This window comes from Pseudoxanthomonas sp. J31 (assembly GCF_000510725.1).
GTDB lineage: Bacteria > Pseudomonadota > Gammaproteobacteria > Xanthomonadales > Xanthomonadaceae > Pseudoxanthomonas.
Map to the genome: position 1 here is coordinate 63,741 of NZ_AZNZ01000001.1, position 25,341 is coordinate 89,081.

The following is a 25,341-nucleotide window of genomic DNA, read 5'->3' on the forward strand; positions in this document are numbered from 1 at the left end:
CGCGGGTTCCAGGAAGGGGTTCAGGCGAGCGCGCGGATGCGCTGGTGCAGGCCGGCGATGGCCGGGTCGCGCAGGTACTGCTCGAGCAGCGGGCGCGCGGCGGCGCGGAACGCATCCATGTCGACCTCGTTTGCCTGCACGCCGGCGGCCAGCACGGCCTGGCGCGCGCGCTCCTCGGAGGCGTCCCAGTGCCGGCGCATGACGTCGACCGAGGCGCGCGCGGTTTCCAGCAGCAGGCGGCGGTCCGGCGGCGACAGCGCCTCGAAGGTCCTGCGCGACACCAGCAGGATGTCGGGCGCGTGCGAGTGCCCGGTCTCCGACCAGAAGCGCGCGGCTTCGAAGTGGCGGCTGGAGTGGAAGCTGCGCATGTTGTTCTCGGCGCCGTCGATCATGTGCGTCTCCATGCCGGAGAACGTGTCGCCGAGCGACATCGGCGTCGGGTTGGCGCCGAGCAGGCGCACCAGCTGGATGAAGATGTCCGAGGAGGCCACGCGCAGCTTGAGGCCGTGCAGGTCCCGTGGCACCACGATCGGGTGCTTGGTGTTGTAGAAGCAGCGGGCGCCGCTGTCGTAGACCGCCAGGCCGACCAGGTCGCGGCTCTCGAACCCGCGCAGCACTTCGTCGGCCACGCCGTTGTCCAGCGCGTGGCGCATGTGCTGCACCGAGTCGAACACGTACGGCAGGCACAGGGCGCGGGTCAGCGGGAACGCGTTGTTGAGCGCGCCGGAATACACGCGGGTGATGTCGATGGCGCCGAAGCGCGCCATGTCGATCGCCTCGCTCTCGCGGCCCAGCTGGCCGGAGTGGTACAGGCGGATGTCGAGGCGGCCACCGGTCCGTTCGCGCAGGGCCTGGCCGATCCAGCGCACCGCTTCCACGGTCGGGTAGTCGGACACATGCACGTCGGTGGCGGTCAGCACCCGCGCGCCCTCGCCGGCGCCGCTGGCGGCGGCCAGCAGCCGGCCCGGCGCGGCCAGCGGCAGGGCACAGGCCCAAGCCCCGGCCAGCAGCAGGCGGCGCCGGGTCAGCCCCTTCATGCCGGATCCTCGCCCGCCGAGGCCACGGCGACGCAGCGCAGCGTGGCATGGCCGTCGAACACCACCGTGCCGGTCTGGCCGACGCCGATGTCGTGGATGCCGGTTGCGTTGCCGGTGGCGATCAGCTCGCCGCGCCGCAGCGGCCGGCCGCGCCGCGCGGAGCGGGCCAGGGCGAAGGCGAAGGCCGCGCGCAGGCCACCCGGCAGGCGGCTGGCGCCGCCGCTGCCGACGGCCTGCCCGTCAATCGAGGTGTCGGCCAGCAGGCTGGCTTCGTCCAGCGTCGTCCAGTCCGGGATTTCCGGACCCAGCAGCAGCCCGTTGTTGTTGCCGAAGTCGCACACGACCACGCGCGGGCCGAGCTCGTTGATCGTGGCCAGCGGGCTGCTGGCGATCTCGATGCCGGCGAACAGGGTGGACGGCAGCGCCGCGGCCTCGTCCGGGGTCCATTCCAGCTTGTCGGCGGGCGCGTCGGCGTCCAGGCGCAGCACGTACTCGGCCTCGATCGCCGCGAACCCGCCGGCGAACACCGGGACCTGCTCCGTACCACCGGTAGCAATCCAGAGGTGGCGGGCGAAGATCGGGCCCAGCAGGCGCTCGTCGCCGGAGCCGTCGCGGCGTTCGGGCGCGATGTAGCCGACCTTCCAGCCGACCACCCGGTCGGGCCAGCGGGCGATGGCCGCGTCCTGGACCCGGTAGGCGGTCACCAGGTCAGCGGGGATGTCCCCGGGGAATGCCGGCAGCGAGGCGCCGCGGCTGCGGGCGGTGGTGAAGCGTTCGGCGATCGCCGCCAGTTCCGGTGGCAGTCCGCCGGTTCCATTGCCGTGCTCGGTGCTCAAGGCGCCTCCGATGTCCAATGCGAATGCATGCTGCGCCGCCAGACGACGGCGCTCGAGAAGCGGTATATGGTAAACCGGTGTCATGTAGCAATGTGCAGTGCGGCAAAACCGCCGGACTGTACGCGCAGGCACCTGTTGCGGGCATCGGAGGAGAGCATGGTTCCACCCTTCCTGGCGCGATTGCTGCTGCCGCTGGCGATCGCCGGCGCGGCCGCTCCCGCGGCGGCGGCCGGGGCGCCGCCGCACATTCCCCTGTGGCCGGGCACGCCGCCCGGCTCCGAAGGCCTGGCCCTGGAGCAACGCGTGGTGGAGCGCAGCAGCGATCCGCGGCTGCCGGACCGCTACGTCGACAACATCGGCCAGCCGTTCCTCAGCGTGTACCGGCCTGCCCGCCCCGACGGCCGCGGCCTGCTGGTGGTGCCGGGCGGCGGCTACCAGCGGGTGGTGGTCGACAAGGAGGGCACGGCCCTGGTCCCGCACTTCGCCGGCGAGGACGGGCTGACCCTGTTCGTCCTGCACTACCGGCTGCCGGGGGAGGGCCACCGGGAGCCACGCGACGTGCCGCTGGCCGATGCCCAGCGCGCCATCCGCCTGGTGCGCCAGCGCGCCGCCGAGTGGGGCATCGACCCGGACAGCGTCGGCGTGATGGGCTTTTCCGCCGGGGGCCACGTCGCCGCCAGCCTGGCCACCCGCCATGCAGAGCGCGTGTACCCGGCGGTGGACGAGGCCGACCGCCAGCCGGCGCGGCCGGCCTACGCGGTCCTGGTGTATCCGGTGATCGACATGGGTGCCCACGCGCACCCGGGGTCGCGCGAGCGCCTGCTGGGCCTTTCGCCGGACGCGGCGGCGGTGCGTGCGTACTCGCTGCAGAACCGGGTCGACGCTACGACCCCGCCGGTGTTCCTGCTGCACGCGCAGGATGACGGAACGGTGCCCGTGGAGAACACGCTGCTGCTGGACGCGGCGTTGCGTACCGCCGGCATCGACCACGAAACCCACCTCTACGCGCACGGCGGCCACGGCTTCGGCGTGCGCCAGGCGCACGGCAGCCTGGCCTTGTGGCCGGCGATGGTGCGCGCCTGGATCGATGTCCAGGCGCCGCCGCGCGATGCCGGCGCCGGCAGGTGAACCCCGATCCCGACAGTGGAGGCCGCATGACCCAGCAACCGCCATCCCGCCCGACCGAGCCACAGGTCGATGCCGGTCGCCGACGCCTGCTCCGGGCCGGCGCCGCCGCGTCGACGCTGGCGCTTGCAGCCGGCACCTCCCTGCCGGCGTTCGCGGCGCCGCCCGCGCCGGTCGTGGCCACCGTCCATGGCCGCGTGCGTGGCCTGCGCGAGCACGGAGTGCAGGTTTTCCGCGGCATCCGCTACGGCGCCGATACCGCGCCGGTGCGGTTCCGCGCACCGTTGCCGCCCGCGCCCTGGCGCGGCGTACAGGACGCCACCGCGTATGGCGCCCAGGCGCCACAGCGCTCGCGCGAGGGCATGGGCAGCGAGGACTGCCTGTTCCTCAATGTCTGGACGCCCGACACCGACCCGCGGGCCAGGCGGCCGGTGCTGTTCTACATCCACGGTGGCGGCTATGACGCCGGCAACGGCAGCGACCCGCTGTACGACGGCACGCGCCTGTGCACGCGCGGCGACGTGGTGGTGGTGACCGTGAACCATCGCCTCAACGCATTCGGCTACCTCTACCTCGGCCTGCTCGCCGCGGGCTACGGCAGCTCCGGCAACGCCGGGCAGCTGGACCTGGTGCTGGCGCTGCAGTGGGTGCGCGACAACATCGCCCGCTTCGGCGGCGACCCGGGAAACGTCACCGTGTTCGGCCAGTCCGGTGGCGGTGCCAAGATCGCGACCCTGATGGCCATGCCCGCCGCGCGCGGCCTGTTCCACAAGGCCTGGACCATGAGCGGGCAGCAGGTCACCGCCGCCGGCCCGCGCGCGGCGACCCAGCGTGCGCAACTGTTCCTGCGCACCGTGGGCATCGATCCGGACGCCGGCGACGCCCTGGCCCGCCTGCAGGCGTTGCCGGCGCAACGCATCGTGGAGGGCACGACCGCGCGCGACTTCTCCCGGGTCGAGGACACGCGCCTCTACTTCGGCCCGGTGATGGACGGGGAGGTGCTGCCGCGCCACCCGTTCTGGCCGGACGCGCCGCCGCAGTCGGCGCACATCCCCATGGTCATCGGCAACACCCGCGACGAGACCCGTGCCTTCCTCGGCGGCGACCCGGAGAACTTCACCCTGGACTGGGACCGGCTGCCGGAGCGGCTGGAGAAGCAGCAGTACGTGGACATCCGCTCCGACCTGGTGGTGGCGCACTACCGCGCGCTGTATCCGCACTACACACCCTCGGAGGTGTTCTTCGCCGCCACCACCGCCGGCCGTTCCTGGCGCGGTGCGGTGGAGGAACTGGAGGCGCGCGCACGCCAGCCGGCCGGGGCGGCGCCGACCTGGGCCTACCAGCTGGACTGGCCCTCGCCGGTCGAGGGCGGGCGCCTGCGCGCCTTCCACACCCTCGACATCCCGCTGGTGTTCGACAACGTGGACAAGCCCGGCGCGCGCGCCGGCGACGGCGAGGATGCCTGGCGCATGGCCGAACTGATGAGCCAGGCGCTGCTGGCCTTCGCCCGCCACGGCGATCCCAACCACGCCGGCCTGCCGCACTGGGAGCCGTACACGCTGCCGCGCCGTCAGACCCTGCTATTCGATCTGCCGCCCGTGCTGGCCGACGATCCGCGCGGGGCCGAGCGCGCGTTCTGGCAGCAGGCGCCGTTCGTGCAGCGCGGGACGATGTAGCCCGGCCGGCGCCGTGCTCAGGACGGTGCCGGGCAGCGATCCGGACCGGCAGCGCCGGCAGCCAGCGATCGCAGCGGCACCCAGGTCACGGCCACGTCCTCCTTGTTCACCGCGTAGGCCACGACCAGGCGATCGTCCCACAGCACGCTCTTGGGATAGTGGTAGCCGGGGCGCTTGTAGCGGCCCCCGGCGCGCAACGGCGGCAGCGCGTCGCGGCCGCGCAGCAGGAAGGAACGGTCGAAGCAGCGGCCGTCGGCCGACAGCGTCACGGCCAGCGGCATGCGCTCGCGCTGCCCGCTGGGTGCGTTGACCAGGAAGGCGCTGCCGTCGGGCAGGTTGCCGGCGCTCTGCTTGGCGCGCGAATCCGGCATCGGGGTGAGCGCCGGCACGGTCCAGGTGCCGCCGCGATCGCAGCTCTCGCTGGCCAGCTGGCGGTAGCTGTCGCCCTGGTCGCGGAACACCATCACCGCGCACTCCCCGCCGTCTTTGGCGCGGCGCAGGAACAGGCTCGGTTCCAGCTCGCGGCTGGCGGGGCCTGCATGCGGCAGGTTGCGCATCGCGCCGCGCTGCCAGCCGGCCAGGCCCAGCGGATCGTCGCTGAAGAACGGCGCGGCGAGGATCCCCGGCCGGAGGTGGAAGGCGGCGAGGATGCGGCCGTCGGAAAGCGCGTGGGGGTCCTGTTCGATCACGCCCGGCACGGGGGCGCCACCGGTCCCAAGCACGGGCCGCAGCGGGGTCCACTGCACGCCGTCGGTGCTGAGCCGGTAGCCGGTCCAGCCACCTGCGCCGGACTGGAAGCCGGACGGCCAGACGTTGATGTACGCGACCAGGGTCCGGCCATCGCTCCACCAGCCGCCACCGGAATGCATGGCGCCGCCACTGCCTGCCTCCATCAGCACCTCGGGCCGGCTCCAGTGCACGCCGTCGTCGCTGCGGCTGTAGAGCACGCGGGTGTCGGGCGAGTCCTCGTCGCGCGCGGAGTTCTGCCACTGCACGTAGAGCCGGCCCCCGAACACCACCGGCACCGCGCCGTTGTTGAACATGCCGCTCGCCGGATCCGCCCGGAACACGGTGGCGCTGGTGGTGCCGGCCGCCGGGCGCAGCCCCAGGTCAGGGGCCTGCGCATCGAACAGGCCGGTGGCCAACGCGTAGGGAGGCGATGCCGGCGTCGCCGGATCGGTGGCCGCGGCGATGGCGCTGGCCGTGGCCAGCACCAGCGCCAGGCATGCACGCGTGCGTCGCATTCCGCCGGCCGCGCTCAGTAATCGAGCGCGCGGTAGCGGAAGTCGCGGAAGTGCACCTTGCCGCTACCCGCGGCATAGATCGCCGGCTTCAGCGCCAGGAACTGCCCGGCCACGTTGTGGTGGTAGCCGGACACCTCCATCTGCACGGGGTACTTTTCCCAGCGCTTGCCGTCGCGGCTGGTGTGGAAGGTGACGATGTGCTGGTTGTTGGTCACCCGCAGCCACAGCTTGCCGCCCTTGCCCGGCGGCAGGCCTTCCACCGGACGCTCCTGGCCGTAGCGGTGCATGATGAAGCGCTCGCCGTTGCTGCCCACGCCGACGTAGAGGCGGTCGCTGTAGAACAGCAGCGCGCCGCCGACCGCGCCCGGCTCGATCTCCATCTCGACCTCGAACCGGTAGGCCTTGTCGCCGGCGGTCACCGTCAGCGGCGAACTGTCGGCCGGGGTGCGGCCCTTGCCGCGCACGGTCATCGCCCCGCCGCCAAAGGACAGGCGTGCGTACTCGTCCGGGCCGGGCGCGAAGAACGCCCACTGCGGGCCGAGACGGTCGCCGTCGAAGTCGTCCGACAGGGCCATGCCGGGCGTGCCCACCACCTCGCCGGCGGGCTTGGGCAGCGGCTTGCCGAGGTCGCCGCCGCGGGCCACGAACCAGCCGTCCTCCGTCCACTCGACCGGCTCCAGCAGGGTCTGCCGGCCCAGCGTCCAGTAGCCGTTCTCGTAGCCGTGGTAGACCATCCACCAGCGGCCGTCGGTGCCCTCGACCAGGGTGGCGTGGCCGCGCGACCACCACGGCTCGTCGCGGCTGGCGGTGCGCACGATCGGGTTGTACGGCGAGTTCTCCCACGGCCCGTGGATGGAGCGCGAGCGCGCCGCGATCACCATGTGCCCGGTCGGCGGGCCGGCGGTGCCGCCGACCGCGGTGACCATGTAGTACCAGCCGCCGCGCCGGAGGATCTTCGGGCCTTCCTGGGCGTAGGCCTCCACGTCCCAGTCCTCGGGGTAGCGCCAGCCGTCGTAGGCGTGCTTCGGCTCGCCGGCCACGCGCAGGCCGTCGTCGGACAGCGGCACGTAGTCGCCGCCGCTGAGGAACAGGTAGCGCCGGCCGTCCTCGCCCACCGCGTGGCCAGGGTCGATGTACCGGCCCAGGCCCAGTTCCACGGGCTCGCTCCAGGGGCCACGGATGTCGTCGGCCCACACCACCCAGTTGCTGCGTGCCTGGCCCTCGGTGCCGCCGCGGCGGGCGGCGAAGTAGATGTAGTAGCGCCCCTCGTGCTTGACCAGGTCCGGTGCCCAGATCGAACCGACGTTGCGGGTGATCGCGTGGCCCAGCGGTACCCAGTTGACCAGGTCGCGCGAATGCCAGATCGGCAGGCCGGGATAGGCGTCGAACGAGGACACCGTCAGGTAGTAGTCCTCGCCGTCGCGCAGCACGGAGGGGTCCGGGTGGTCGCCGGGCAGCACCGGGTTGAGGAAGGTGCCGTCACCCAGGTCGGCCTGGCGCTGGTTCTCGATGCCGCGCTTCCACGGGCTGGCCGGTCCGGCCGCGGCAGCCGTGGAGACGGCGCCGGCCAGCAGCAGGGCGGCGAGCACGGGGAATCTCGGGAGGAAGGACGTCGGCATGGTGCTCCTTTCGGGAAACAGGGTGGACCGCAATTCGGATGACACCGATGGTCAAACGGACCGTACCAGAGCATTCGCCGGTGGGGCATCCTGCGTTGCAGCAAGGTTTGCGCGGCATCCGCGGCTACATTGGACGCCTCCGGAGGCGGTCCGGGACGTCACAGAATGACACCGATAGTCAGCCGCGCGACGCCGCTTCCGGCCCACCCTCGACCTACAGGTGACTGATGCGCAAGGGAAAGTTTTCCAGGTCCGGAACCCTGCTGCTTCTGCTGGGCCTGTCGCTGCCGGCCCTGGCGGCGCCGGATCCTTCGATCAGCAAGCGTCCGCCCGTCAGCCCGATACGCGCGAGCAAGATCGTGCTGGTCGGCGATTCCACCACCGCGGTGCAGGGTGGCTGGGGCCCGGCGTTCTGCGCGCGCCACGTCAGCTCCTTCCTGGCCTGCGTGAACCTCGCCCGCGGCGGACGCAGCACCTACAACTACCGCGCCGAGGGCTCCTGGGACATCGCCCTGCACGAGATGCGGCCGGGGCCCTACCAGGACGTGTACGTGCTGGTGCAGTTCGGCCACAACGACCAGCCGGGCAAGCCCGGGCGTTCCACCGACCTGCAACGCGAGTTCCCCGGCAACCTGCGTGCCTACGTGCGCGAGATCCGTGCCGCGGGCGCCAGGCCGGTGTTGCTGACGCCGCTGACCCGCCGCCAGTTCAGCGACGGCCGCCTGGTCGACGACCTGGCGCCCTGGGCCGAGGCCACCCGCCGGGTTGCCGCCGAGCTGCAGGTGCCGCTGGTGGACCTGCACGCGCGCAGCACCGCGGCGGTGCAGGGGATGGGCCCGGTGCAGGCGATGCGGTTCGCCCAGGCGCGACCGGCGCCGCAGCAGGTGGTCGCGGCCCAGGCCGGAAGCACCATCGGCATGGCGCCGGTGACGCCAGCGGCCGCCACCGTGCAGGCCAACGCCGCGGCCGAACCCATGGGCACGCCCAAGGAAGCCTTCGACTACACCCATCTCGGCACGGAGGGTGCCGGGTTCTTCGCCGCGATCGTGGCCGACGAGCTGGCCCGCGCCGTGCCGGAACTGCGCCGCAACCTGATTCCCTGAGGCAACAGGCCCGGTCCCCGACGAGGTCGGGCCACTGCGCAGAGGCCGCTCCCTGGTCTGCACGGGCCAGCTACACCTCCCGTGCGACCAGGGGAACCGCCTGCATGCGCGGGCGCCATGGCGGCGCGTTGGCGTCGCGTCCCCGGCGACATGCAGGCCGGCCGCCGCCCCGTGCGGGGCGGCCGGCTGCTGCTCAGTGCAGCGGCCTCAGGTTGTTGAGCAGGGTCACTTCCGCGGCTTCGCCATCAAGGGCCACCCGCACCCTCAGGCCGTGCGGATCGCGGCCTCCCAGCGGCAGCCGTACCTGCGCCGTCTTCGGTTCCAGATCCAGCGGCGCAGCCAGGGCCGGTAGCGCGACGCGTGCCAGCTCGCGTCCGCGCGCGTCTTCCAGCACCGCGTAACCGGCCGGCGTGGCGACATGGCCCAGGCTGTGCACGGTCAGTTCGACCACGTCGCCCTGCACGCGCACGTCGCCGCGGCCGATGCCCAGGTCCGGACGGGTCTCAACCGGAGTGCCGGCCTCCACCAGCTCGAACTCGAACACCTGGTGCCGGCCCGGGGTGAACACCAGTCCGGTGGAGCGGCTCTTCTCCAGCCTTACCTGGCGCTCGCTCCGCCTGCCGTCGATCTTGCCGTCGCCGTCGCGGTCCACGCCGCTGCGCACCCGCCACAGGCCGGGCGCCACGTTCCAGGTGGTCATTTCCGCGGACGCCGGACGCTTGCCGGTGTTGAACGCGGTGACGGTGAAGCGCTCGCGCGAGGGCGCGTCGACCAGCAGCGCGACTTCCTCCGCCGCCTCGTCGCGCTCGAAGCGCCAGCTGACGGTATGCCCCGGCCAGCTCTGGTTGCGCTTGAGCGCGATGCCGCCCAGGCGCGCGCGCTGCAGGAATTCCGAGGGCGCCTCGACCCGGTCGGACCACCAGTGGCCCTCGGTGTTCATGTACTCGCGCTGGGCCTTGGCGCGGATCCCTTCGGCGTGCAGTTCCTCGAGGTAACGGCGGTCGCCGGTCAACTGCCAGGCGGTGACCCCGGGAAAGCCGGTGCTGCCGCGGTCGGCGGCCTCGACCAGGGCCTTGCCCCAGTCCTGCTCGCGACCCAGCACCTGGACGAAGTTCTCGCCCAGGTTGGACAGCGCGGCCGGGCCGCCGCGGGCGACCCGGTAGTCCAGCGCCCGCAGGTAGCGCTCGTCGCCGGTCCAGCGCCACGCCGCCCAGAACAGGTGCATCACGTCGCCGGCGCCGGAGCCCTTGTTGAGCTCGCCGCCACGCGTCCGGCCGGTGGCCCAGTGGATCTCGTTGGGCAGCACCCATTGCCCGTCCGCGGCGGAATAGGCGTGTGCGAGGTAGCCGTCCGCCAAGCCGGTGATCAGCTTGCGGCTGGTCGGATCGGCGTTCCACTGGCCCACCAGGAAGGCCGGGTGCAGCGCCGGGAAGGAATACGGCTTCTGCCACTGCCAGTTGGGGTCGCGGTAGACCTTGTTGCCGCCGAACCAGTTGCTGGAGAACAGCAGGTGGCCCTGCGGGTTGGGCAGGATGATGCGCTCGTCGAAGGCCTTTACCGTCTCCATCAGCCGTTCGACGGTCAGCGGATCGCCCCAGTTGAGGTAGAGCATCGCGCTGTTGGAGTTGATGCCCTCCTCGTAGGCGTGCAGTTCGTCGGTCTCGATGGTGCTCAGGCCATCGGTGAACATGCCGTTGCGGTACACCGCCTCGGCCAGCGCGGTCAGCGAGGCGTTGATCCGGTCCGGCATCACGCCCATCAGTGCCAGGCCCGGCCACTGCTGCACCAGGTCGCTGTCGTCGGAGATGCCGCCGCCGAAGTCGCCGTACTCGACCTGGCGCTGCTCGATCCACCACTGCACGAAGCGGCGCACGTACTTCAGGTCCTCCAGCTGGCGGAAGGCCCACAGCGGCACGCCCTTGGGCGGCTCGGGCTGCTTGAACGGGGGCCGGCCCTGGCTGGCGTAGCTGATGTAGGTCCAGTACAGGCGGCCCAGCTCGTGGTCCGGGTCCACCCGCAGCAGGTCGGAGATGTCGGCGTACACCCGCGCGTACAGGCGCTGGCGCTTGGAGGTGGTGTGCTCCTCGACCAGGAAGCCCCAGTTGTCGCGCACCTGGTTGAAGCGGTCGGCCAGGTGCTCCCGCTTCGCCTCCTCGCGCGCCTTGAACACCAGGCGCACCTCGGCGCCGTCCAGCGAGGCGGCGTTGAAGCCGGGCGCGGCGCTGGCCACGCTGATCCACAGGCTGTCGGCGGTGAGGATGCGGTCGCGCAGGTCCAGGTACACCGTGCGGGCCTGGCCCGGGCGCACCGACACCGACACGTCGATCATGTCGCGCGCCGGCCAGATCGGGTCCTTGACCCGGATGTTGAGCGGGATCAGCCCGTCGTGGGTGGCCGGCAGGTCCAGCGCGGGGATGTCCAGGGCGATGCCGTCCAGGCCGTCGTGCATGTTCTCCCAGCTGTAGGCCCAGCTGCGGATCAGCGGCTGCGCCGGCGGCGCGTCGCCCACGCCGGACGGGACCAGGATGTGCACGATGGGGTCCGGATCGGCCGGCAGGCTGGCCGGGTCGCGCCGGCGCGACCCGGCGCCGCGCGGCAGGGCCATCACCGTGCTGCGCTCGCCTTCCGGGTAGCGGCCGCGGATGTAGTCCAGCAGCCCCTGCACGTTGCCGTAGTCCGGCAGCACCCGGCTGTCCACCAGGTAGCGCTGCTTGACCGTGCCCTCCGGCTCGGGCGCGTCGCTGACGTGGTAGGCCCAGATCTCCTGGATCGGCGTCTCCTGCTCGGCGTTGGAGAAGCGCAGGTGGCCGCCGTGGCGCTCGCCGAAGGTGTGCACGCTGCGCACCACGCCCTGCGGCCGGGTGAACAGCGGCTCCAGCGCCCCGGCCGAGGGGCCGGCGCTGGCCTGGCCCCAGGCGGCGCCGCGGATCTCGACGCGGTTCCAGGGCTCGTCGGGCAGGGCCAGGTCCAGGTTCCAGCCGCCCTCGGCATAGGTGTTCCAGTCCGGCAGCTGGAAGTAGTCGTTGCGCCCCGGCAGGCGCGAGCGGTTGTACACGCCCGGCCAGGTGGTCTCGGGGATGCCGTCGGTGCCCTTCCACATCCACTGCTTCTTGTCGCGCACGTCGGCGAACTCGAGCTTGCGGATGGTGGTCACCGGCGCCTCCAGCGCCGGCGGGGCGGCGTGGTCCCAGCCGTGGCGGTGCAGCCAGGCGGCGCGGCGGCGCGCCGCCGGCAGGTCCTCGCCGCCGTCGCGCGGCGGTTCCTGGCCGCGCGCCAGCGCCGCCACCGCGGCCGGGCGCAGCATGCGGTCGTACACGCGGATCTCGTCGAAGTCGCTGCCGCGCAGGAAGTTGTAGCGGCTCTGCACCTGGTAGGGCGCCAGCACCCGGCCGGCCAGGCCCAACTGGTCCAGTGCGGCGTCGTAGTCGGCCGTGGCGTCCTGGCGAGCCACTTCACGGCCGTCGACGAACAGGCGCACGCCGGCGGTCTCGTCCCAGGCGAAGGCCAGGTGCGTCCACGAGGCCGCGTCCGGCAACGCGTCCAGGCGGAACGACACCCGCGTGCGCGCCAGGTTGGCATCGGTGACGAAGGCATCGAAGCCGTGGCCGTTCCAGTCGATGCGCAGCCAGGCCATGTCCCAGCTGCTGTGGTCGGCGTAGCCGACGCGGAAGATCACGAACGGCGCCTCGCCCACCGCGTAGCGCGGGCGCCAGAAGAACGACAGGGTGCCGCGCTGGGCCTGGATGTTGCCCGGCGCATTCCATGACAGCACGCCGTCGTCGGCCCATTCGATCGCGCCGCCGTGCACGCCGTCGGGCACGATTTCCACCCGGTCCTGGAAGTTGGGCACCGGGTCGCCGGCGGCCTGGTCGGCGACGAAGCCTTCGTCGGCGGCGACCCGGAACAGCAGTCGTGCTTCCTGTGCATGGGCGAGGGCCGGCGGCAGGGCGAGGGCCAGGGCGACGGCGGTGGCGAGCAGGAGCGGACGGCTGGGTTTGTTCATGCGTTGTGCGTTTCCACGATGGATCGAAGTATCCCCGTTGCCGGGCCCGGAGGCCGCACGGGTCAACGGCCGGGCGCGGGCAGCCCGTGGCGACGACGCCACTGCGGCAGCTCGGATTCCAGCAGGCGCTGCGGCCATGTGCCATACCAGGCATAACCGGCGCGGCGTTCACGGGACAGCTGCTCGAACGGCACGATGCTGCCGTCGCGTTCCACCACCAGCGGCTGCTGCCGCTGCAGGTCGTAGAACCGCGCCCACAGGCCGGCCCCCGGCCGTGGCACCAGGCGCGCGTCGCGTCCGTCCGGACCGTCGAAGCGCTCCAGCGCCAGGCCGTCGATGCGGTGCGCCTGCAGCCAGGCCGCGCCGGCCTCGACCGCGGCGACGATGCGCGCATCCGGCCGTGGCTGGCGCATCAGCAGGCGCAGCACGCCGACCGACTCGGCCGAGGCCAGCGACGGCAGCTCGTAGCTGCGCGCACGCGCCGGCTGCAGGGTGTCGCGGTCGTACTGCGCGGCCCATATCGTCGGGCGGCCATCCAGCACGACCTGCAGCCGCAACAGGCAGTCCAGGCCGCGGGTGGCGGCCTGCGCCGCGCGGCGGGCATGGTCCGGGCCCAGCGCATCAAGCCCATCGCGGCCTTCGGCCACGTCCTGCAGCAGGCCGACCACGTGCACCATGGCGTCGTCGTTGAGCGTGACCTGGCTGCGGTAGCCGCTGTGGTCCGGATGGAACTGCGGCCAGCCGCCACCCGGGTACTGCGCGGCGAGCAGGTAATCGACGCCGCGCCGCGCCGCCTCCAGGTAGGCCGGGTTGCCGGTGTCGCGGTACGCCCGGGCCAGGTAGGCGATCTCGCTGGTGGTGGCGTTGTTGTCGATGGTGGCGTCGTCCACCCGCGCCGGATCGCGCAGCTGGCGCAGCGCCGCTTCGTCGAGCGGCTGGCGGTAGTCGACCGCGCGCCCGCGGTAATGCTTGGACCAGCCTCCGGAGGCGGTCTGCAGCCGCAGCATGTTCTCCGCGACCGGATCGCTGCGCACGGTGGCCGTGGCCGCTCCGGCCGGCAGCGCGGTCGCCAGCCCCAGGGCGAGCGCCGCCACGCGCAGGCAGCGGGCCATCCGTCGCCGAAAGCCGGCCGGCGCCCGGTCGCCATGCGGAACCATGGCGGCCGGGCGCGGCCGGAAGTTCCGGTCGCACGCGTTCAGTCGGGAGGGGCAGGGCGACCGGAGTGGCACGGCTCAAAACCTGTAGCGCAGGCCGACGTAGTACTGGCGGCCGTTGACGGTGTAGCGGTCCGGCAGCTCGAGCGAGGAGTCGACGTAGCGGCTGTCGGGGGTATCGAGCAGGTTGATCGCCTCGAAGGTCGCGGTCAGGCGCGGGTTGATGCGGTAGGACATGTTGAAGTCCACGTTCTCCACCGAGTGCTTGCCGGTGACGTCGGCGGTGGCCAGCTGGTTGCCGTCCAGGTCCCACACGTTCTCGCGGCTGAGGATCTCGCTGATGTAGCCGTCGCGGTAGCTGGTTGAAACGCGCGCGCTGAAGCGGCCGTCGTCGTAGTACAGGGTGGCGTTGTACGAATTCGGCGACAGGTTGAGCAGGTCGTTCTCGGTGACCGTGGTGACCACGGTGGCGTTGCCGTTGGACGAGGTGCTGAACCAGTACTTGATGCTGGACTCCACGTGGGTGTAGTTCAGCTGCACGCCGAACTTGCTCCAGATGCCGGGCAGGAAGGTGAAGGGCTGCTGGTAGGTCAGCTCGTAGCCCTTCAGCGGCCCGCCCGGGGTGTTGTAGTAGCTCTGCACGTTGAACAGCGTGTCCGGGCCGAAACCGGCCGGCAGCAGGTCCAGCGAGTAGCCCGTGCCGCCCCAGGTGGAGATCAGGCGGGTGCGCTGGATGTAGCTGTCGATGTCCTTGTAGAACAGCGCGCCGGACAGCAGCGCGCCCTCGGCGAAGTACCACTCCAGGCCGAGGTCGTAGTTGGTGGAGCGGTACGGGTCCAGCTTCGGGTTGCCGAGGTTGATCGAGAACACCCGGCCGTCATCGAAGTACTGGGTCGGGCCGCCGCTGACGCTGGGCGACAGGTAGGTCAGCGTCGGGCGGGCCATGGTCTTGGCCGCGCCGAAGCGCAGGACCAGCTCGTCGGTGAGGTCCCAGGCGACGTTCAGCGAGGGCAGCACGTCCTGGTAGCTGTGGTTCACGACGCTGCGCACCAGGTAGCGCTCGCCCGGCGCCGAGGTGGCGTTGGCCACGCCGAAGAAGGCCTCGCAGTTGGACGCGTTGAGCGCCGGGTCCGAAGCCGCGCACGGCGCCCAGCCGGAGGCGGTGATCTTCGTTTCCACCAGGCGCGCGCCGATGTTGCCGCGCAGCGGGCGGTCCAGCAGGTCGGTATTGAAATCCAGCTGCAGGTAGCCGGCCATGCTGCGCTCGTTGACCTCGAAGTTGTTGTTCGAGGAGCCGAAGTGGCCGACCCCCGCCAGGCGGTAATCGCCGCCCTGCAGGCCGTTGTCGCAGTTGCAGTAGATGTCCAGCAGCTCGGCGACCTTGCCGAAGTCCGGCGTCAGCCAGCTCGAAGGCGCGCCGGACAGGTTGCGGCCGAAGCCGTCCAGGGTGGTGCTGAGGTCGCCGACGCCCACCCCGTCCGGCAGGGCCTGGGCCAGGCGGCCGTAGCTGATGTGCCGGTATTCCTCCGAGCGCATGTCGTAGTCCTTGTACGCCAGGCCGGCGCGCAGGGAGAACGTCGGGTTGAGGATGAACTGCAGGTCGACCTTGGCGGTGTCGAACGTGTTCTCGACTGACTGCGGGTTGAGGCGGACCTCGCTGATGTTGGCCCCGCGCGCGGTCCCGTTGCTGTTGACCGGTACCACACCGTAGCCGCGCCAGGACCAGGCCGCCGGATCGTTGAGCGCGAACGGGAAGCCCATGCGCGGCATGTCCGGGTTGCCGCGCAGGTCCAGGACGAAGCCGTCGAGGTTGGAATTGTCGAAGCTGACCAGCGAGAACACCGGACGCTCGTAGTCGGAGCTGGAGTGGCCCAGCTGCGCGTCCAGCCGCACCGCATCGTTGAAGTGGTGCTCCAGCGACAGGCTGTACTGCTGGAACCTGGTCGTCTCCTCGATGCTGGTGGCCTCGGTGCGGAAGTCGACGTTGTCGAACACGCCATAGGTCAGGCGGTTGCGGTCGTCGACCTCGGCCTCGCGCACCACGATCTGGGTCTTGCCGCCGAGGTTGGCGGCGCGGTGCAGGTTGGCGCCGAGCGAGTCCTCGCGCTGGTCCTTGGACAGTTCCGAGTACATGGCGTCGAAGCTGACGATGGTGTCGTCGCTGGCGCGCCACTGCAGGGCGCCGGTCAGGCCCAGCCGCTCGATCTCGCTGGCGGTGCGGATATAGCGCGGGTAACGCGGGATCCAGGCGTTGGTCGCGGTCTCGTAGGCGGCGATGTTCTCCGGGGTGGCCGCCGGGCGCGGCAGCCCGGTGCCGCAGTTCTCCGCGTCGATGCCGTAGCTGCCCCAGCCGTTGTTGCGGTCCTGGTTGGCCTGCGAGCCGGTGCCGGCCGGGGTCTCGTTGGGCAGCGGGTTGCGCGGGGTCTGCGGGTCGTAGCCGACCGGCGAGCAGAAGCCGTAGGTACCGTTGTTGTTGGCGTTGGACTGGTTGGAGTTGCGGTGGTTGCCGTGTTCCCAGCGCACCGGGTTGTAGCCTTCCTCGTACACGTTGCGGCGGCTGTAGGAGGCCGACAGCAGGGCGCCGAAGCGGCCGTCGTTCCAGGTGTTGGACACCAGGCCGGAGACGCGCGGGTCGACCTCGCGCGCCAGCTCGCCGTAACCGGCCTGGGCGCTGGCCGAGGCGCGGAAGCCGTCGAAGTCGAACGGGCGCGAACCGCGCAGGTCCACGGTCGAGCCCAGCGAACCCTCGTCCATCTGCGCCGACTGGGTCTTGTTGACCTTGACCTGGCTGAAGAGCTCGGAGGCGAAGGTGTTGAAGTCGAAGCCGCGGCTGCGGTTCACGCCGCCGGTGCCGGTGCCGGCGGTGGCCAGCGCCTCCAGGCCGTTGAGGCGGACCCGGGTGAAGTCCGAACCCAGGCCGCGGATGGAGATGCGCTGGCCCTCGCCGCCTTCGCGGTCGATCGACACGCCGGCGATGCGCTGCATCGATTCGGCCAGGTTCTGGTCGGGGAACTTGCCGATGTCCTCGGCGTAGATCGCGTCGACCTGCTCGGTCGAGTAGCGCTTCTCGTCCAGCGACTTCTGCAGGCTCTGGCGATAGCCGGTGACGGTGACCGCGTCGAGCTCGGTCGGATCGGGCGAAGCCTGCTGTGCGGCGAGCGGCGCGGACAGGGCAAGGCCGATGGCCGCGGCAAGCATGGTAACCGGTGTCTTTCCGAAACGGACGTACGGCGACATGGGTCCCTCCCAGGACATATGCAGTGGTGGCTTGGAGCCGTCGGCGCCGTCGTCGGGAACCGCATGGCGACGCGGATGACACCGATAGTCAAACCGAAGGTAGCAGCCCCTGCACGGCCCCGCATCGTGCGCCGCAACAGCGCATGCAGGCAGGCGGGGCCTGGATGCACGCGGTGCCTGGGTCTCCCGTGGACGCCGTCGAGCGCACCGGCGGAGGCGTGCCGCGGAAGCGTCGGCCGCACGCAAAAGAAAACCGGGGCGGCAGGGCCGCCCCGGTTCCAGGGTCCAGGCGTGGATGCTCAGAACTTGTAGCGGATGCCCATCAGGTACTGGCGTCCGGTCAGGCTGTAATCCAGCGGCAGCTGCGAGGCGGCGCCGACCCAGGACTGCAGCGACGGCTCGTTGGTGAGGTTGATGCCTTCCAGGCTCAGCTCGATCTGCTCGCTGACCTTGTAGCGCAGCGAGGCGTCGACGTAGGTGATGCCGTTCTGGCCATGCACGTCGCTGGTGAAGCCCTGCTCGGTGCCCGGGACCTGGATCAGGTAGTTGTCGCGGTTGGTCGCCGAGACGCGGCCGGAGAAGGTCTGGCCTTCGTAGAACAGGGTGGCGTTCCACGAGTGCCGCGACAGGCCGGTCAGGTCGGTGCGCAGCGAAGCGGCGCCGGAGCTGGTCAGGTACTGGATCTTCGAATCGACGAAGGTGTAGTTCAGCTGCACGCCCAGGTTGGCCCAGTTGCCCGGCAGGAAGGTGAACGGCTGGATGAAGTTCGCCTCCACGCCCTTGAGCGGGCCGCCCGGGGTGTTGACCGGCACCGAGAACACGAAGTCGTCGTTCGCGCTGACGCCGAAGCCCTCGGCGACGCTGGCCGGCAGGCCGCTGGTGTAGAACGGCCGCACCTCGCGGGTGGTCTGCACGAAGCTCTCGATGTCCTTGTAGAACAGCCCCAGGCTCAGCATCGCGCTGTCCTGGAAGTACCACTCGGCCGACAGGTCGTAGGTCTCGGCGCGGATCGGGTCGAGGCCCGGATTGCCGCCGGTGACGTTGCGCGAGCCGCCGCTGACGCTGACGGTCACGCCCGGGGTCAGGCTGCCCAGTCCCGGGCGGCTCATGACCTTGGCCGCGCCGAAGCGGACCAGCAGGTCGGGCGCGACCTCGGCGACCAGGTTCAGCGACGGCAGGGTGTCGCTGTACTCGCGCGAGACGGTCAACGGGGTGGGCGTGCCGGCGATGGTGGCGATGCCGGTCGAGGCCTGCTTGGTCTTGACGTAGCGCACGCCGAAGTTGCCCGAGAACGGGATGTTGCCCAGGTCGGTGGAGAACTCGCCCATCAGGTAGGCGCCGCGGTCCTTCTCCTCGACGCTGCGGTTGTTGGCCGCGTACGGCGACAGGGCGAAGGTGCCGTCGCCGCTGAAGATGTCGAAGTGGTCGGCGATGGCGTCGAAGTCCGGCACCACCCACTGGCCCGGCGAACCGGACATGCCGCTCAGGCGCGCCATCTGCACCATGTCCACCGGCACGATCCGGGTGCCGTCCGAGAACGCCGGCACGATGGTCTCGGTGGCGGTGCGGCGCCACTCCATCGACTCGAAGCCGTAGTCCTTGGCCAGCACGCCGCCCTTGAGGCGGAAGCCGGGGCTGATGCTCCAGTTGAAGTCGAGCTGGCCGACGTCGAAGTCGTTCTCGACCTTGTTGGCGCGCATGCGGATGGTGGACAGGGTCCAGCCTTCCGGATCGGTCGGGTCGATGCCGTAGTCGATTACCGGCGCCCACTTGTCGCCGCGGTAGTCGTAGCTGTAGCCGTCGACGTTGAGCTTGTCCATCATGATCGTCGCCTGCACGGGATTGTCGTGCCGGGACGAGGAGGTGCCGAGCTTGCCGGTCAGCTTGAAGCTGTCGCTGAACTCGTGCTCGCCGGACAGGCTGACCTGCTTGAAGACCGTATCCCACTCGTCGTAGCGGTGCTCGGCGCGCACGTCGACGTCGTCGAAGCGGCCGTACAGCAGCGCACCCGTGGCCGGGTCGATGTAGCCGTCGCGGACGATGGTCTCGGGCTTGCCGCCCTGCGAGGCCGAGCGGCTGAAGGAGATCGCCTCGATGTAGTGCTCGCGGCGGGTCGCGTCGATCTTCGAGTACAGGCCGTCCAGCGAGAACTGGGTGTTGTCGCCGGGCTTGAACTGCAGCGAGGCGGTCACGCCGGTGCGGTCCTGGTCGTGCTCCATCCAGGTGTAGCGCGGGAAGCGCGGGTGGAACACGTCGGCGGACATGGCATCGGTGAAGGTCGAGGCCGGATTGAAGCCGCCGTTGCTGGTGCCGTTGGCCCAGCGGCCGGTGCCGGTGCCCTGCTCCAGCGCCTTGCGCTTGGTGTGGGCCACCGACAGCAGGGCGCCGAACCTGCCGTCGGCCCAGGTGTTGGCGATCAGGCCGGCCACGCGCGGGGTGGCGTCGCCGGACATGTCGTTGTAGGAGGCCTGCGCGCTGGCGGCGACGGTGAAGCCGCTGTAGTCGAACGGACGCGCGGTGACCAGGTCGACCGTGGCGCCCAGCGAGCCCTCCTCGACGTCGGCCTGCGCGGTCTTGCGCACGATCATCTGCGAGAACAGGTCCGAGGCGAAGACGTTGAAGTCGAAGCCGCGGGTGCGGTTGGTGCCGCCGTTCTGGTCGGTGGAGCCGACCGTGGTCAGCGCCTCCATGCCGTTGATGCGCACGCGGGTGAAGTCCGGGCCCAGGCCGCGGACGGAGATGTTGCGGCCCTCGCCGGCGTCACGGGTGATGACCACGCCGGGAATGCGCTGCAGCGATTCGGCCAGGTTGAGGTCGGGGAACTTGCCCACGTCCTCGGCGACGATGGCGTCGACCACGCCGGCCTCGCCACGCTTGATGTCGATGGCGCGCTCGAGGCTGGCGCGATAGCCGGTCACCACGATGGTGTCCAGTTCCACCGCCTGCCCGGTCTCTTGCGCGAACACAGGTGCATGCAGCGCGAGGCCGATGGATGCGGCCAGCAAGGTAACCGGTGTCTTACGGCGGTTGCTACGAGTGTGCATATCCCCTCCCAGGGCTGACTATCTCGGAATGCGTTGTGCGTTGGACTAAGGGGCCAAGCGGCATGACACCGCTGGTCAAACGGGACGCTAACACCGCGTCCGGGCATGGGGCATCTTGCGCCGCAGCACGATCAACCTTGGTAGCGGTCACATCCGCGGATACGCCGAAACCCGCGCCAGCATTACAATGACACCGATAGCCACGATTTCCGGCCAATGGCCGCGCCAACTGCGCCGCCGCCCATGCCACCATCCATCCCCCCGCCTCCGGGCGGTCCCCCAGCCAGAGCCAAGGAGTCGCGATGTCCGCGCGTGTCGTGTGTTTCGGTGAACTGTTGCTGCGCCTGAGCGCGCCTGGCCGCGAGAAGCTGCTGCAGAGCCCGCAGCTGGAAGTCCGGGTGGGGGGCGCGGAGGCCAACGTCGGGGTGTCGCTGGCCCGGTTCGGCCACCGCGTCGACATGGTCAGCACCGTGGCCGACAACGCCCTGGGCGAGGCCGTCGTCGGCGAGCTGCGGCGCCATGGGGTCGGCACCTCCGCCGTGCGCCACGTGCCCGGGCGCATGGGCCTGTACTTCCTGGCCCCCGGCGCCATCCACCGGCCGGCCGAGGTCCTGTACGACCGCGCCGGCTCGGCCTTCGCCCTGGCCGCGGAAGAGGCCTACGACTGGCCGGCGTTGCTGGCCGGGGCCGACTGGCTGCACCTGTCCGGCATCACCCCGGCGCTGGGCGCCAACACCGCCGCCGCCGCCCTGGCCGCGGCCCGCGCCGCGCGCGCCGCCGGGGTGAAGGTGTCGTTCGATGGCAACTTCCGGCCGAAGCTGTGGGAGGCATGGGAGGGCGATGCCCGGGCCATCCTGCGCGGGCTGATGGCCGAGGCCGACGTGCTGTTCGCCGACCACCGCGACATGGGCGTGGTGCTCGGCGGCCAGTACGCGCAGGCCGAGCCCCTGCAGCGGGTTGAAGCCGCGGCCGCCGATGCCTTCGCTGCCTTCCCGCACCTGCAGTGGCTGGCCTGCACCCTGCGCAGCCCGCGCAACGTCGACCACCACGCCCTGGCCGGCGTCCTGGTCGGCCGCTCGTCGGGCACCGCGCTGGCACCGCAGGAGGAGGTCGGCCCGATCGTGGACCGCATCGGCGGCGGCGACGCCTTCGCCGCCGGCGTGCTGCACGGCCTCGCACGCGGCTGGGAACCGGAGCGCACGATCCGCTTCGGCCTGGCCGCCGGCTGCCTCAAGCATTCGGTCCCGGGCGACTTCAACCTGGTATCGGAGGCCGACGTCGAGGCGCTGGTCGGCGAGGGCCGCTACGACGTGAAGCGCTAGCCGGAGCCGCGGTGCTGCCGGAGGGAGGCCGGCTACGGCCGCCCTCCCCGCATGCGCCTGGCCTGGAGTGCCTGGCCTGCCTGCGACCGAAACCCAAACGCTGCACATCGCCCCTGGCCGATCCTGTCGGTCGCGGCCCTGCGGGGCGCACGCCAGCGGAGCGCGCATGCTGCCGACCATCACCGCCTTCAGGAACTCGCCCGACCGTGGCCGGGGCCTGGCCCGCGACCTGCGCGTGCGCTGGGCGCTGGAGGAGGTCGGGCAGCCGTACCGGGTGCAGCTGCTGGACTTCGCCGAGCTCAAGGCGCCGACCCACCGCGCGATCCAGCCATTCGGCCAGATCCCGACCTACGAGGACGGCGAACTGGCGCTGTTCGAATCCGGTGCCATCGTCCTGCACCTGGCCGAGCGCCATGGCGTTCTGCTGCCGCAGGACCCGGGCGCGCGCATCCGGGCGATCGGCTGGATGTTCGCCGCGCTGAACACGGTGGAGCCATCGGTGTTCGAACTTTCGCTGGCCTCCATCCTGGACCGCGGCAAGCCATGGCTCGCCGACCGCATGGCCGCGCTGGAGGCGCAGGCACGGCGCCGGCTGGGCGACCTCGCGTGGCGCCTGGGAGACGCACCCTGGCTGGACGGCGGATTCAGCGCCGGCGACCTGCTGATGGTGACCGTGCTGGCGCGCGCGGAGGCCCATGGCCTGCTCGAAGGCTTCCCCAACCTGGTCGCCTACCTCCAGCGTGGCCGCGCGCGGCCGGCATGGCAGCGCGCGTACCAGGCCCAGCACGAGGCCTTCCTGCGCACCCGGGTGGAGCCGTCCTGAACGCGGCGTACCGCGGATGATCAGATGATCCGCAGGGTGATCGCCTTGAGCACGGCGCGGGTGCGGTCGCGGGTGCCGAGCTTGTCGAGGATGGCGGAGACGTAGTTCTTCACCGTGCCCTCGGCCAGGAACAGGCTGCGCGCGATTTCCTTGTTGGAATAGCCGCCGGCCAGCAGCCGCAGGATCGCCACCTCGCGCGGGCTGAAGCCCTCCTCAGGAGGGGTGTCGTCGCGGAAGCGGAAGCGCGCGCGCACCGGCTCGGTGGAGACCGGCGCCAGCAGGGTGCCGCCGGCGGCCACATGCCGGATCGCCTCGTGCAGTTGCTCCGGCGCGGCGTCCTTGAGCAGGAAACCCTGGGCCCCGGCCTCGCGCGCGTGCAGCAGCAGGTCGGCCTCGTCGAAGGTGGTCAGCAGCAGCACCGGGGTGGGGTCGCCGCGCCCGCGCAGGGCGTGGACCATGGCGATGCCGTCCAGGCCGGGCATGCGCACGTCGCTGAGGATCACGTCCACCGGCTGCGCGGCCACCGCCTCGAGCAGGGCATGGCCGTCCTCGGCCTCCAGCGCCACCACCAGGTCCAGCCGCTCCAGCAGGGCGCGCAGGCCGGCGCGGACCAGGGCCTGGTCGTCGGCCAGGGCCAGGCGCAGCGCGGATCCGCTCATGCCGGCAGCCTCGCCTGCAGGCGCAGGCTGCCGCCCGGGGTCAGGCCGACGTCCAGCCGCCCGCCCAGCGCGGCCAGGCGTTCGCGCATGCCGGACAGGCCGTTGCCCTCGCGCACCGGGCCGCGGCACTGGCCGTCGTCGTGGATGTCGATGGCCAGCCCGCCGTCCTCGCGCTGCAGCCGGACCCGCACCGTGCCGGCGCCGGAATGGCGGGCGGCATTGGTCAGCGCCTCCTGCACCACGCGCAGCAGGGTCTCGGCCACGGCCGGATCGGCCACCCGCACGCCCGGGTCGATCTCCAGCTCCAGCCGCGGGCGCGGGAACGGCGCGGCAAGCGCGCGCAGCGCGGTGGCCAGGTCCAGGCCACGGTCGTCGCGCAGCGACTGCACCACCTGGCGGATGTCGGCCATCAGCTCCCCCGACAGCCGCTCGGCCACCGCCAGCTCGTGGCGGCCGGCCAGCTGCGGATCGGCCAGCAGCGAGCGCAGGTTGAGGCGCATCGCGGTCAGCTTGTGGCCGGCCACGTCGTGCAGCTCGCGGGCCATGCGCAGGCGCTCGGCGTCGCGCGCGCTGTCTGCCAGCAGGGCGCGGGTGGCCAGCAGGTCGGCATTGACCCGGGCCAGGGCGTCGCGCGAGCGCTCGGCCGAGGTGGCGTAGTGCACGCAGATCGCGGCCAGGGCCTGGAACCCCATGTTGATCAGGACCATCGGCTCCGGCTCCTGGAAGCCGGCGCGGCGCAGGGCGATGCAGAAGGCGATGTTGGCCACCGCCGCCGCGGCCAGGCAGGTGCGAGCCGGCCAGGCCAAAAACATGCACGCCACCCAGATCACCAGCAGTACCTGCGAGGCATTGACCCGGTAGCTGAGCCCGCCCAGCGCCAGGATCACCGGCGCCATCGCCACCAGCACCAGGTCGCGGCTGCGGCGCCAGTGCTCGGGCAGCAGCTGCAGGGCGAGGAACAGCAGCAGGAACGCGCCCAGCAGCGCCAGCGCCAGCGGCTGTTGCTCCGGCGTGGCGAAGCGCAGCGCGTAGCCCACGGTGAGGATGGTCAGCAACCCGGCCAACGGCAGCGGGCGCAGCAGGGGTTCGAGCATGCGGCGCATGGGCGCATGCTCGGTCCTGCCCGGCGCCGAGGCAATGGTCCCGGCGCAGGAAGTGACTTCCGGCAGGTGGGGGCGGCTCAGCCGGCCTTGCGCCGCGCCGGGGCCTTCTTCGCGGCCTTCTTGGCGGTGGACTTGCGCGCGGCCTTCTTCGCCGGGGCCTTCTTGGCCGGCGAAGCCTTCTTCGCCGGGGTGCGCTTCTTGGCCTTGAGGCTCTGCTCCAGCAGGGACATGAAGTCGACCACGTTGGTGGTGGTCTCCTCCGGCGCGTCCGGCTCGTCGTCCACCTGGGTGGTGCCGCCGGCGCTCTTGATCCGCTTGCGGATGATGGCCTGCAGCCGCTCGCGGAACTCGTCGCGGTAGTCGTCCGGGGTCCACTTGCCGCTCATCGAGTCGATCAGCTGCTCGGCCATCTGCAGTTCCCTGGCGCTGATCCGGTAGTCGGAGGCCGAACCCTCCGGCAGCTTGTGCTCGGCCGGATCCACCAGTTCCTGCGGATAGCGCAGCAGCATCAGGATCAGCGCATCGCCCTGCGGCAGCACCGCGGCCAGGTATTCGCGGGTGCGGATCACCACCCGCGCGATGCCGGCGCGGCCGCTGTTGCGCAGGGTCTCGCGCAGCAGCACGTAGCCCTTCTCGGCCTTCTTGCCCGGGACCAGGATGTACGGCTTCTCGTAGTAGCGCGGGTCGATCTCGGTCGCGTCGATGAAGGTCTCCACCTCCACCGTCTCGTGGCTCTCCGGCGCGGCGGCCTTGATGTCCGATTCCTCCAGCACGACGTAGCTGCCCTTGTCGTACTCGAAGGCCTTGACCACCTCCTTCCACGGCACTTCCTCGCCGGTGTCGGCGTTGACCCGCTCGTAGCGCACCGGCTTGTGGTCGCGCGAGTCGAGCATGCGGAAGTGCAGGTCGGTGCGGCGCTCGCCGGACATCAGCGAGACCGGGACGTTGAGCAGGCCGAAGGAAAGGGTGCCGGTCCAGATCGGGCGGGCCATGGCGGAGCCTCGGGCGACGGGGACTGGAGGGTTAGCACGGGCGCCGTGGCGCGGCCGTGAGCGACGCGCACAGGCGCGCGGACGCGGCCCCTCACGCGTTCTTTAGCGGCCTGGCGCAAACATGGGCGTTCCCGCCGGACAGACCACGAGGCAGAGCATGTCCAACCGAGACCGCAAGGACCCGCCGCCGCCCGGCAAGGAGCGGCAGCCCCCCACGCCCGCCGAGGAGCAGAAGCGCAAGCGGCACGAGGACCGCAACCAGGACGAGGCGCTGGAGGAGACCTTCCCGGCCAGCGACCCGGTATCGCCGTTCGTGCCGGCCAAGCTGCCCGAGTAGGCGCTTTCCCCGCGCGGGCCCGCGACG

General features: G+C 71.4%; 17 protein-coding genes. 6 read left to right on the top strand and 11 right to left on the bottom strand.

From position 1 onward, the window contains the following. Positions 1 to 20: 20 nt before the first annotated feature. Positions 21 to 1,037 (bottom strand): TRAP transporter substrate-binding protein, encoded by a 1,017-nt coding sequence (locus tag PSEJ31_RS0100310; protein WP_019397402.1) that lies wholly within the window; start codon positions 1,035 to 1,037, stop codon positions 21 to 23. Next, complete coding sequence (locus PSEJ31_RS0100315) at positions 1,034 to 1,873, bottom strand: 2-keto-4-pentenoate hydratase (protein WP_013533717.1); 840 nt, start codon at positions 1,871 to 1,873, stop codon at positions 1,034 to 1,036. Before PSEJ31_RS0100315 ends, PSEJ31_RS0100310 begins: the two co-directional genes overlap by 4 nt. Positions 1,874 to 2,029: 156 nt before the next feature. On the opposite strand from PSEJ31_RS0100315, the gene PSEJ31_RS0100320 reads away from it, so the two are divergent. After that, complete coding sequence (locus PSEJ31_RS0100320) at positions 2,030 to 3,001, top strand: alpha/beta hydrolase (RefSeq protein WP_013533718.1); 972 nt, start codon at positions 2,030 to 2,032, stop codon at positions 2,999 to 3,001. A 26-nt stretch (positions 3,002 to 3,027) separates the two neighbouring features. After that, positions 3,028 to 4,674: a carboxylesterase/lipase family protein gene (locus tag PSEJ31_RS0100325; protein WP_028914300.1), complete on the top strand. Its 1,647-nt coding sequence runs from the start codon at positions 3,028 to 3,030 to the stop codon at positions 4,672 to 4,674. Between the two features lie 17 nt (positions 4,675 to 4,691). Here the strand turns inward: PSEJ31_RS0100325 and PSEJ31_RS0100330 are convergent, their stop codons facing one another. Both PSEJ31_RS0100330 and PSEJ31_RS0100335 read right to left on the bottom strand, forming a co-directional pair. Then, the gene (locus tag PSEJ31_RS0100330) at positions 4,692 to 5,918 is read right to left on the bottom strand and encodes a sialidase family protein (protein ID WP_028914301.1); all 1,227 of its coding nucleotides are present in this window, start codon (positions 5,916 to 5,918) and stop codon (positions 4,692 to 4,694) included. 14 nt (positions 5,919 to 5,932) lie between these two features. After that, positions 5,933 to 7,537, bottom strand: coding sequence for a family 43 glycosylhydrolase (locus PSEJ31_RS0100335; RefSeq protein ID WP_028914302.1), 1,605 nt, complete (start codon positions 7,535 to 7,537; stop codon positions 5,933 to 5,935). A 227-nt stretch (positions 7,538 to 7,764) separates the two neighbouring features. On the opposite strand from PSEJ31_RS0100335, the gene PSEJ31_RS0100340 reads away from it, so the two are divergent. Beyond that, positions 7,765 to 8,640, top strand: coding sequence for a rhamnogalacturonan acetylesterase (locus PSEJ31_RS0100340; RefSeq protein ID WP_037034180.1), 876 nt, complete (start codon positions 7,765 to 7,767; stop codon positions 8,638 to 8,640). Positions 8,641 to 8,833: 193 nt separating this feature from the next. Here PSEJ31_RS0100340 and PSEJ31_RS0100345 read toward each other — a convergent pair whose 3' ends face one another. From PSEJ31_RS0100345 to PSEJ31_RS0100360, 4 genes are all read right to left on the bottom strand, one after another. Next, positions 8,834 to 12,643, bottom strand: a complete 3,810-nt coding sequence (locus PSEJ31_RS0100345; RefSeq protein WP_028914304.1) for a LamG-like jellyroll fold domain-containing protein — start codon at positions 12,641 to 12,643, stop codon at positions 8,834 to 8,836. Between the two features lie 62 nt (positions 12,644 to 12,705). Further along, complete coding sequence (gene pelA / locus PSEJ31_RS0100350; RefSeq protein WP_013533724.1) at positions 12,706 to 13,755, bottom strand: pectate lyase; 1,050 nt, start codon at positions 13,753 to 13,755, stop codon at positions 12,706 to 12,708. A gap of 120 nt (positions 13,756 to 13,875) precedes the next feature. Next, the gene (locus PSEJ31_RS0100355; RefSeq protein ID WP_050992114.1) at positions 13,876 to 17,034 is read right to left on the bottom strand and encodes a TonB-dependent receptor; all 3,159 of its coding nucleotides are present in this window, start codon (positions 17,032 to 17,034) and stop codon (positions 13,876 to 13,878) included. Positions 17,035 to 17,333: 299 nt separating this feature from the next. Beyond that, entirely contained in the window at positions 17,334 to 20,078 is a 2,745-nt protein-coding gene (locus PSEJ31_RS0100360) for a TonB-dependent receptor (protein ID WP_028914305.1), read from the bottom strand. Between the two features lie 302 nt (positions 20,079 to 20,380). On the opposite strand from PSEJ31_RS0100360, the gene PSEJ31_RS0100365 reads away from it, so the two are divergent. Both PSEJ31_RS0100365 and PSEJ31_RS15455 read left to right on the top strand, forming a co-directional pair. Then, positions 20,381 to 21,400 (top strand): sugar kinase, encoded by a 1,020-nt coding sequence (locus PSEJ31_RS0100365; protein WP_013533727.1) that lies wholly within the window; start codon positions 20,381 to 20,383, stop codon positions 21,398 to 21,400. A 166-nt stretch (positions 21,401 to 21,566) separates the two neighbouring features. Further along, on the top strand, positions 21,567 to 22,223 hold the full coding sequence (locus PSEJ31_RS15455) for a glutathione S-transferase family protein (protein WP_051403588.1): 657 nt from the start codon (positions 21,567 to 21,569) through the stop codon (positions 22,221 to 22,223). 20 nt (positions 22,224 to 22,243) lie between these two features. On the opposite strand, the gene PSEJ31_RS0100375 is transcribed toward PSEJ31_RS15455, so the two are convergent. The 3 genes from PSEJ31_RS0100375 to PSEJ31_RS0100385 all read right to left on the bottom strand — a co-directional run bounded on the left by PSEJ31_RS0100375 (position 22,244) and on the right by PSEJ31_RS0100385 (position 24,977). Further along, complete coding sequence (locus PSEJ31_RS0100375) at positions 22,244 to 22,882, bottom strand: response regulator transcription factor (protein ID WP_019397414.1); 639 nt, start codon at positions 22,880 to 22,882, stop codon at positions 22,244 to 22,246. Next, entirely contained in the window at positions 22,879 to 23,985 is a 1,107-nt protein-coding gene (locus PSEJ31_RS0100380; protein ID WP_028914306.1) for a histidine kinase, read from the bottom strand. The genes PSEJ31_RS0100375 and PSEJ31_RS0100380 overlap by 4 nt, the downstream gene beginning before the upstream one ends. 77 nt (positions 23,986 to 24,062) lie before the next feature. Beyond that, positions 24,063 to 24,977, bottom strand: a complete 915-nt coding sequence (locus tag PSEJ31_RS0100385; protein WP_028914307.1) for a Ku protein — start codon at positions 24,975 to 24,977, stop codon at positions 24,063 to 24,065. A 157-nt stretch (positions 24,978 to 25,134) separates the two neighbouring features. On the opposite strand from PSEJ31_RS0100385, the gene PSEJ31_RS0100390 reads away from it, so the two are divergent. Next, on the top strand, positions 25,135 to 25,314 hold the full coding sequence (locus tag PSEJ31_RS0100390) for a hypothetical protein (RefSeq protein WP_019397417.1): 180 nt from the start codon (positions 25,135 to 25,137) through the stop codon (positions 25,312 to 25,314). Positions 25,315 to 25,341 lie beyond the last annotated feature (27 nt).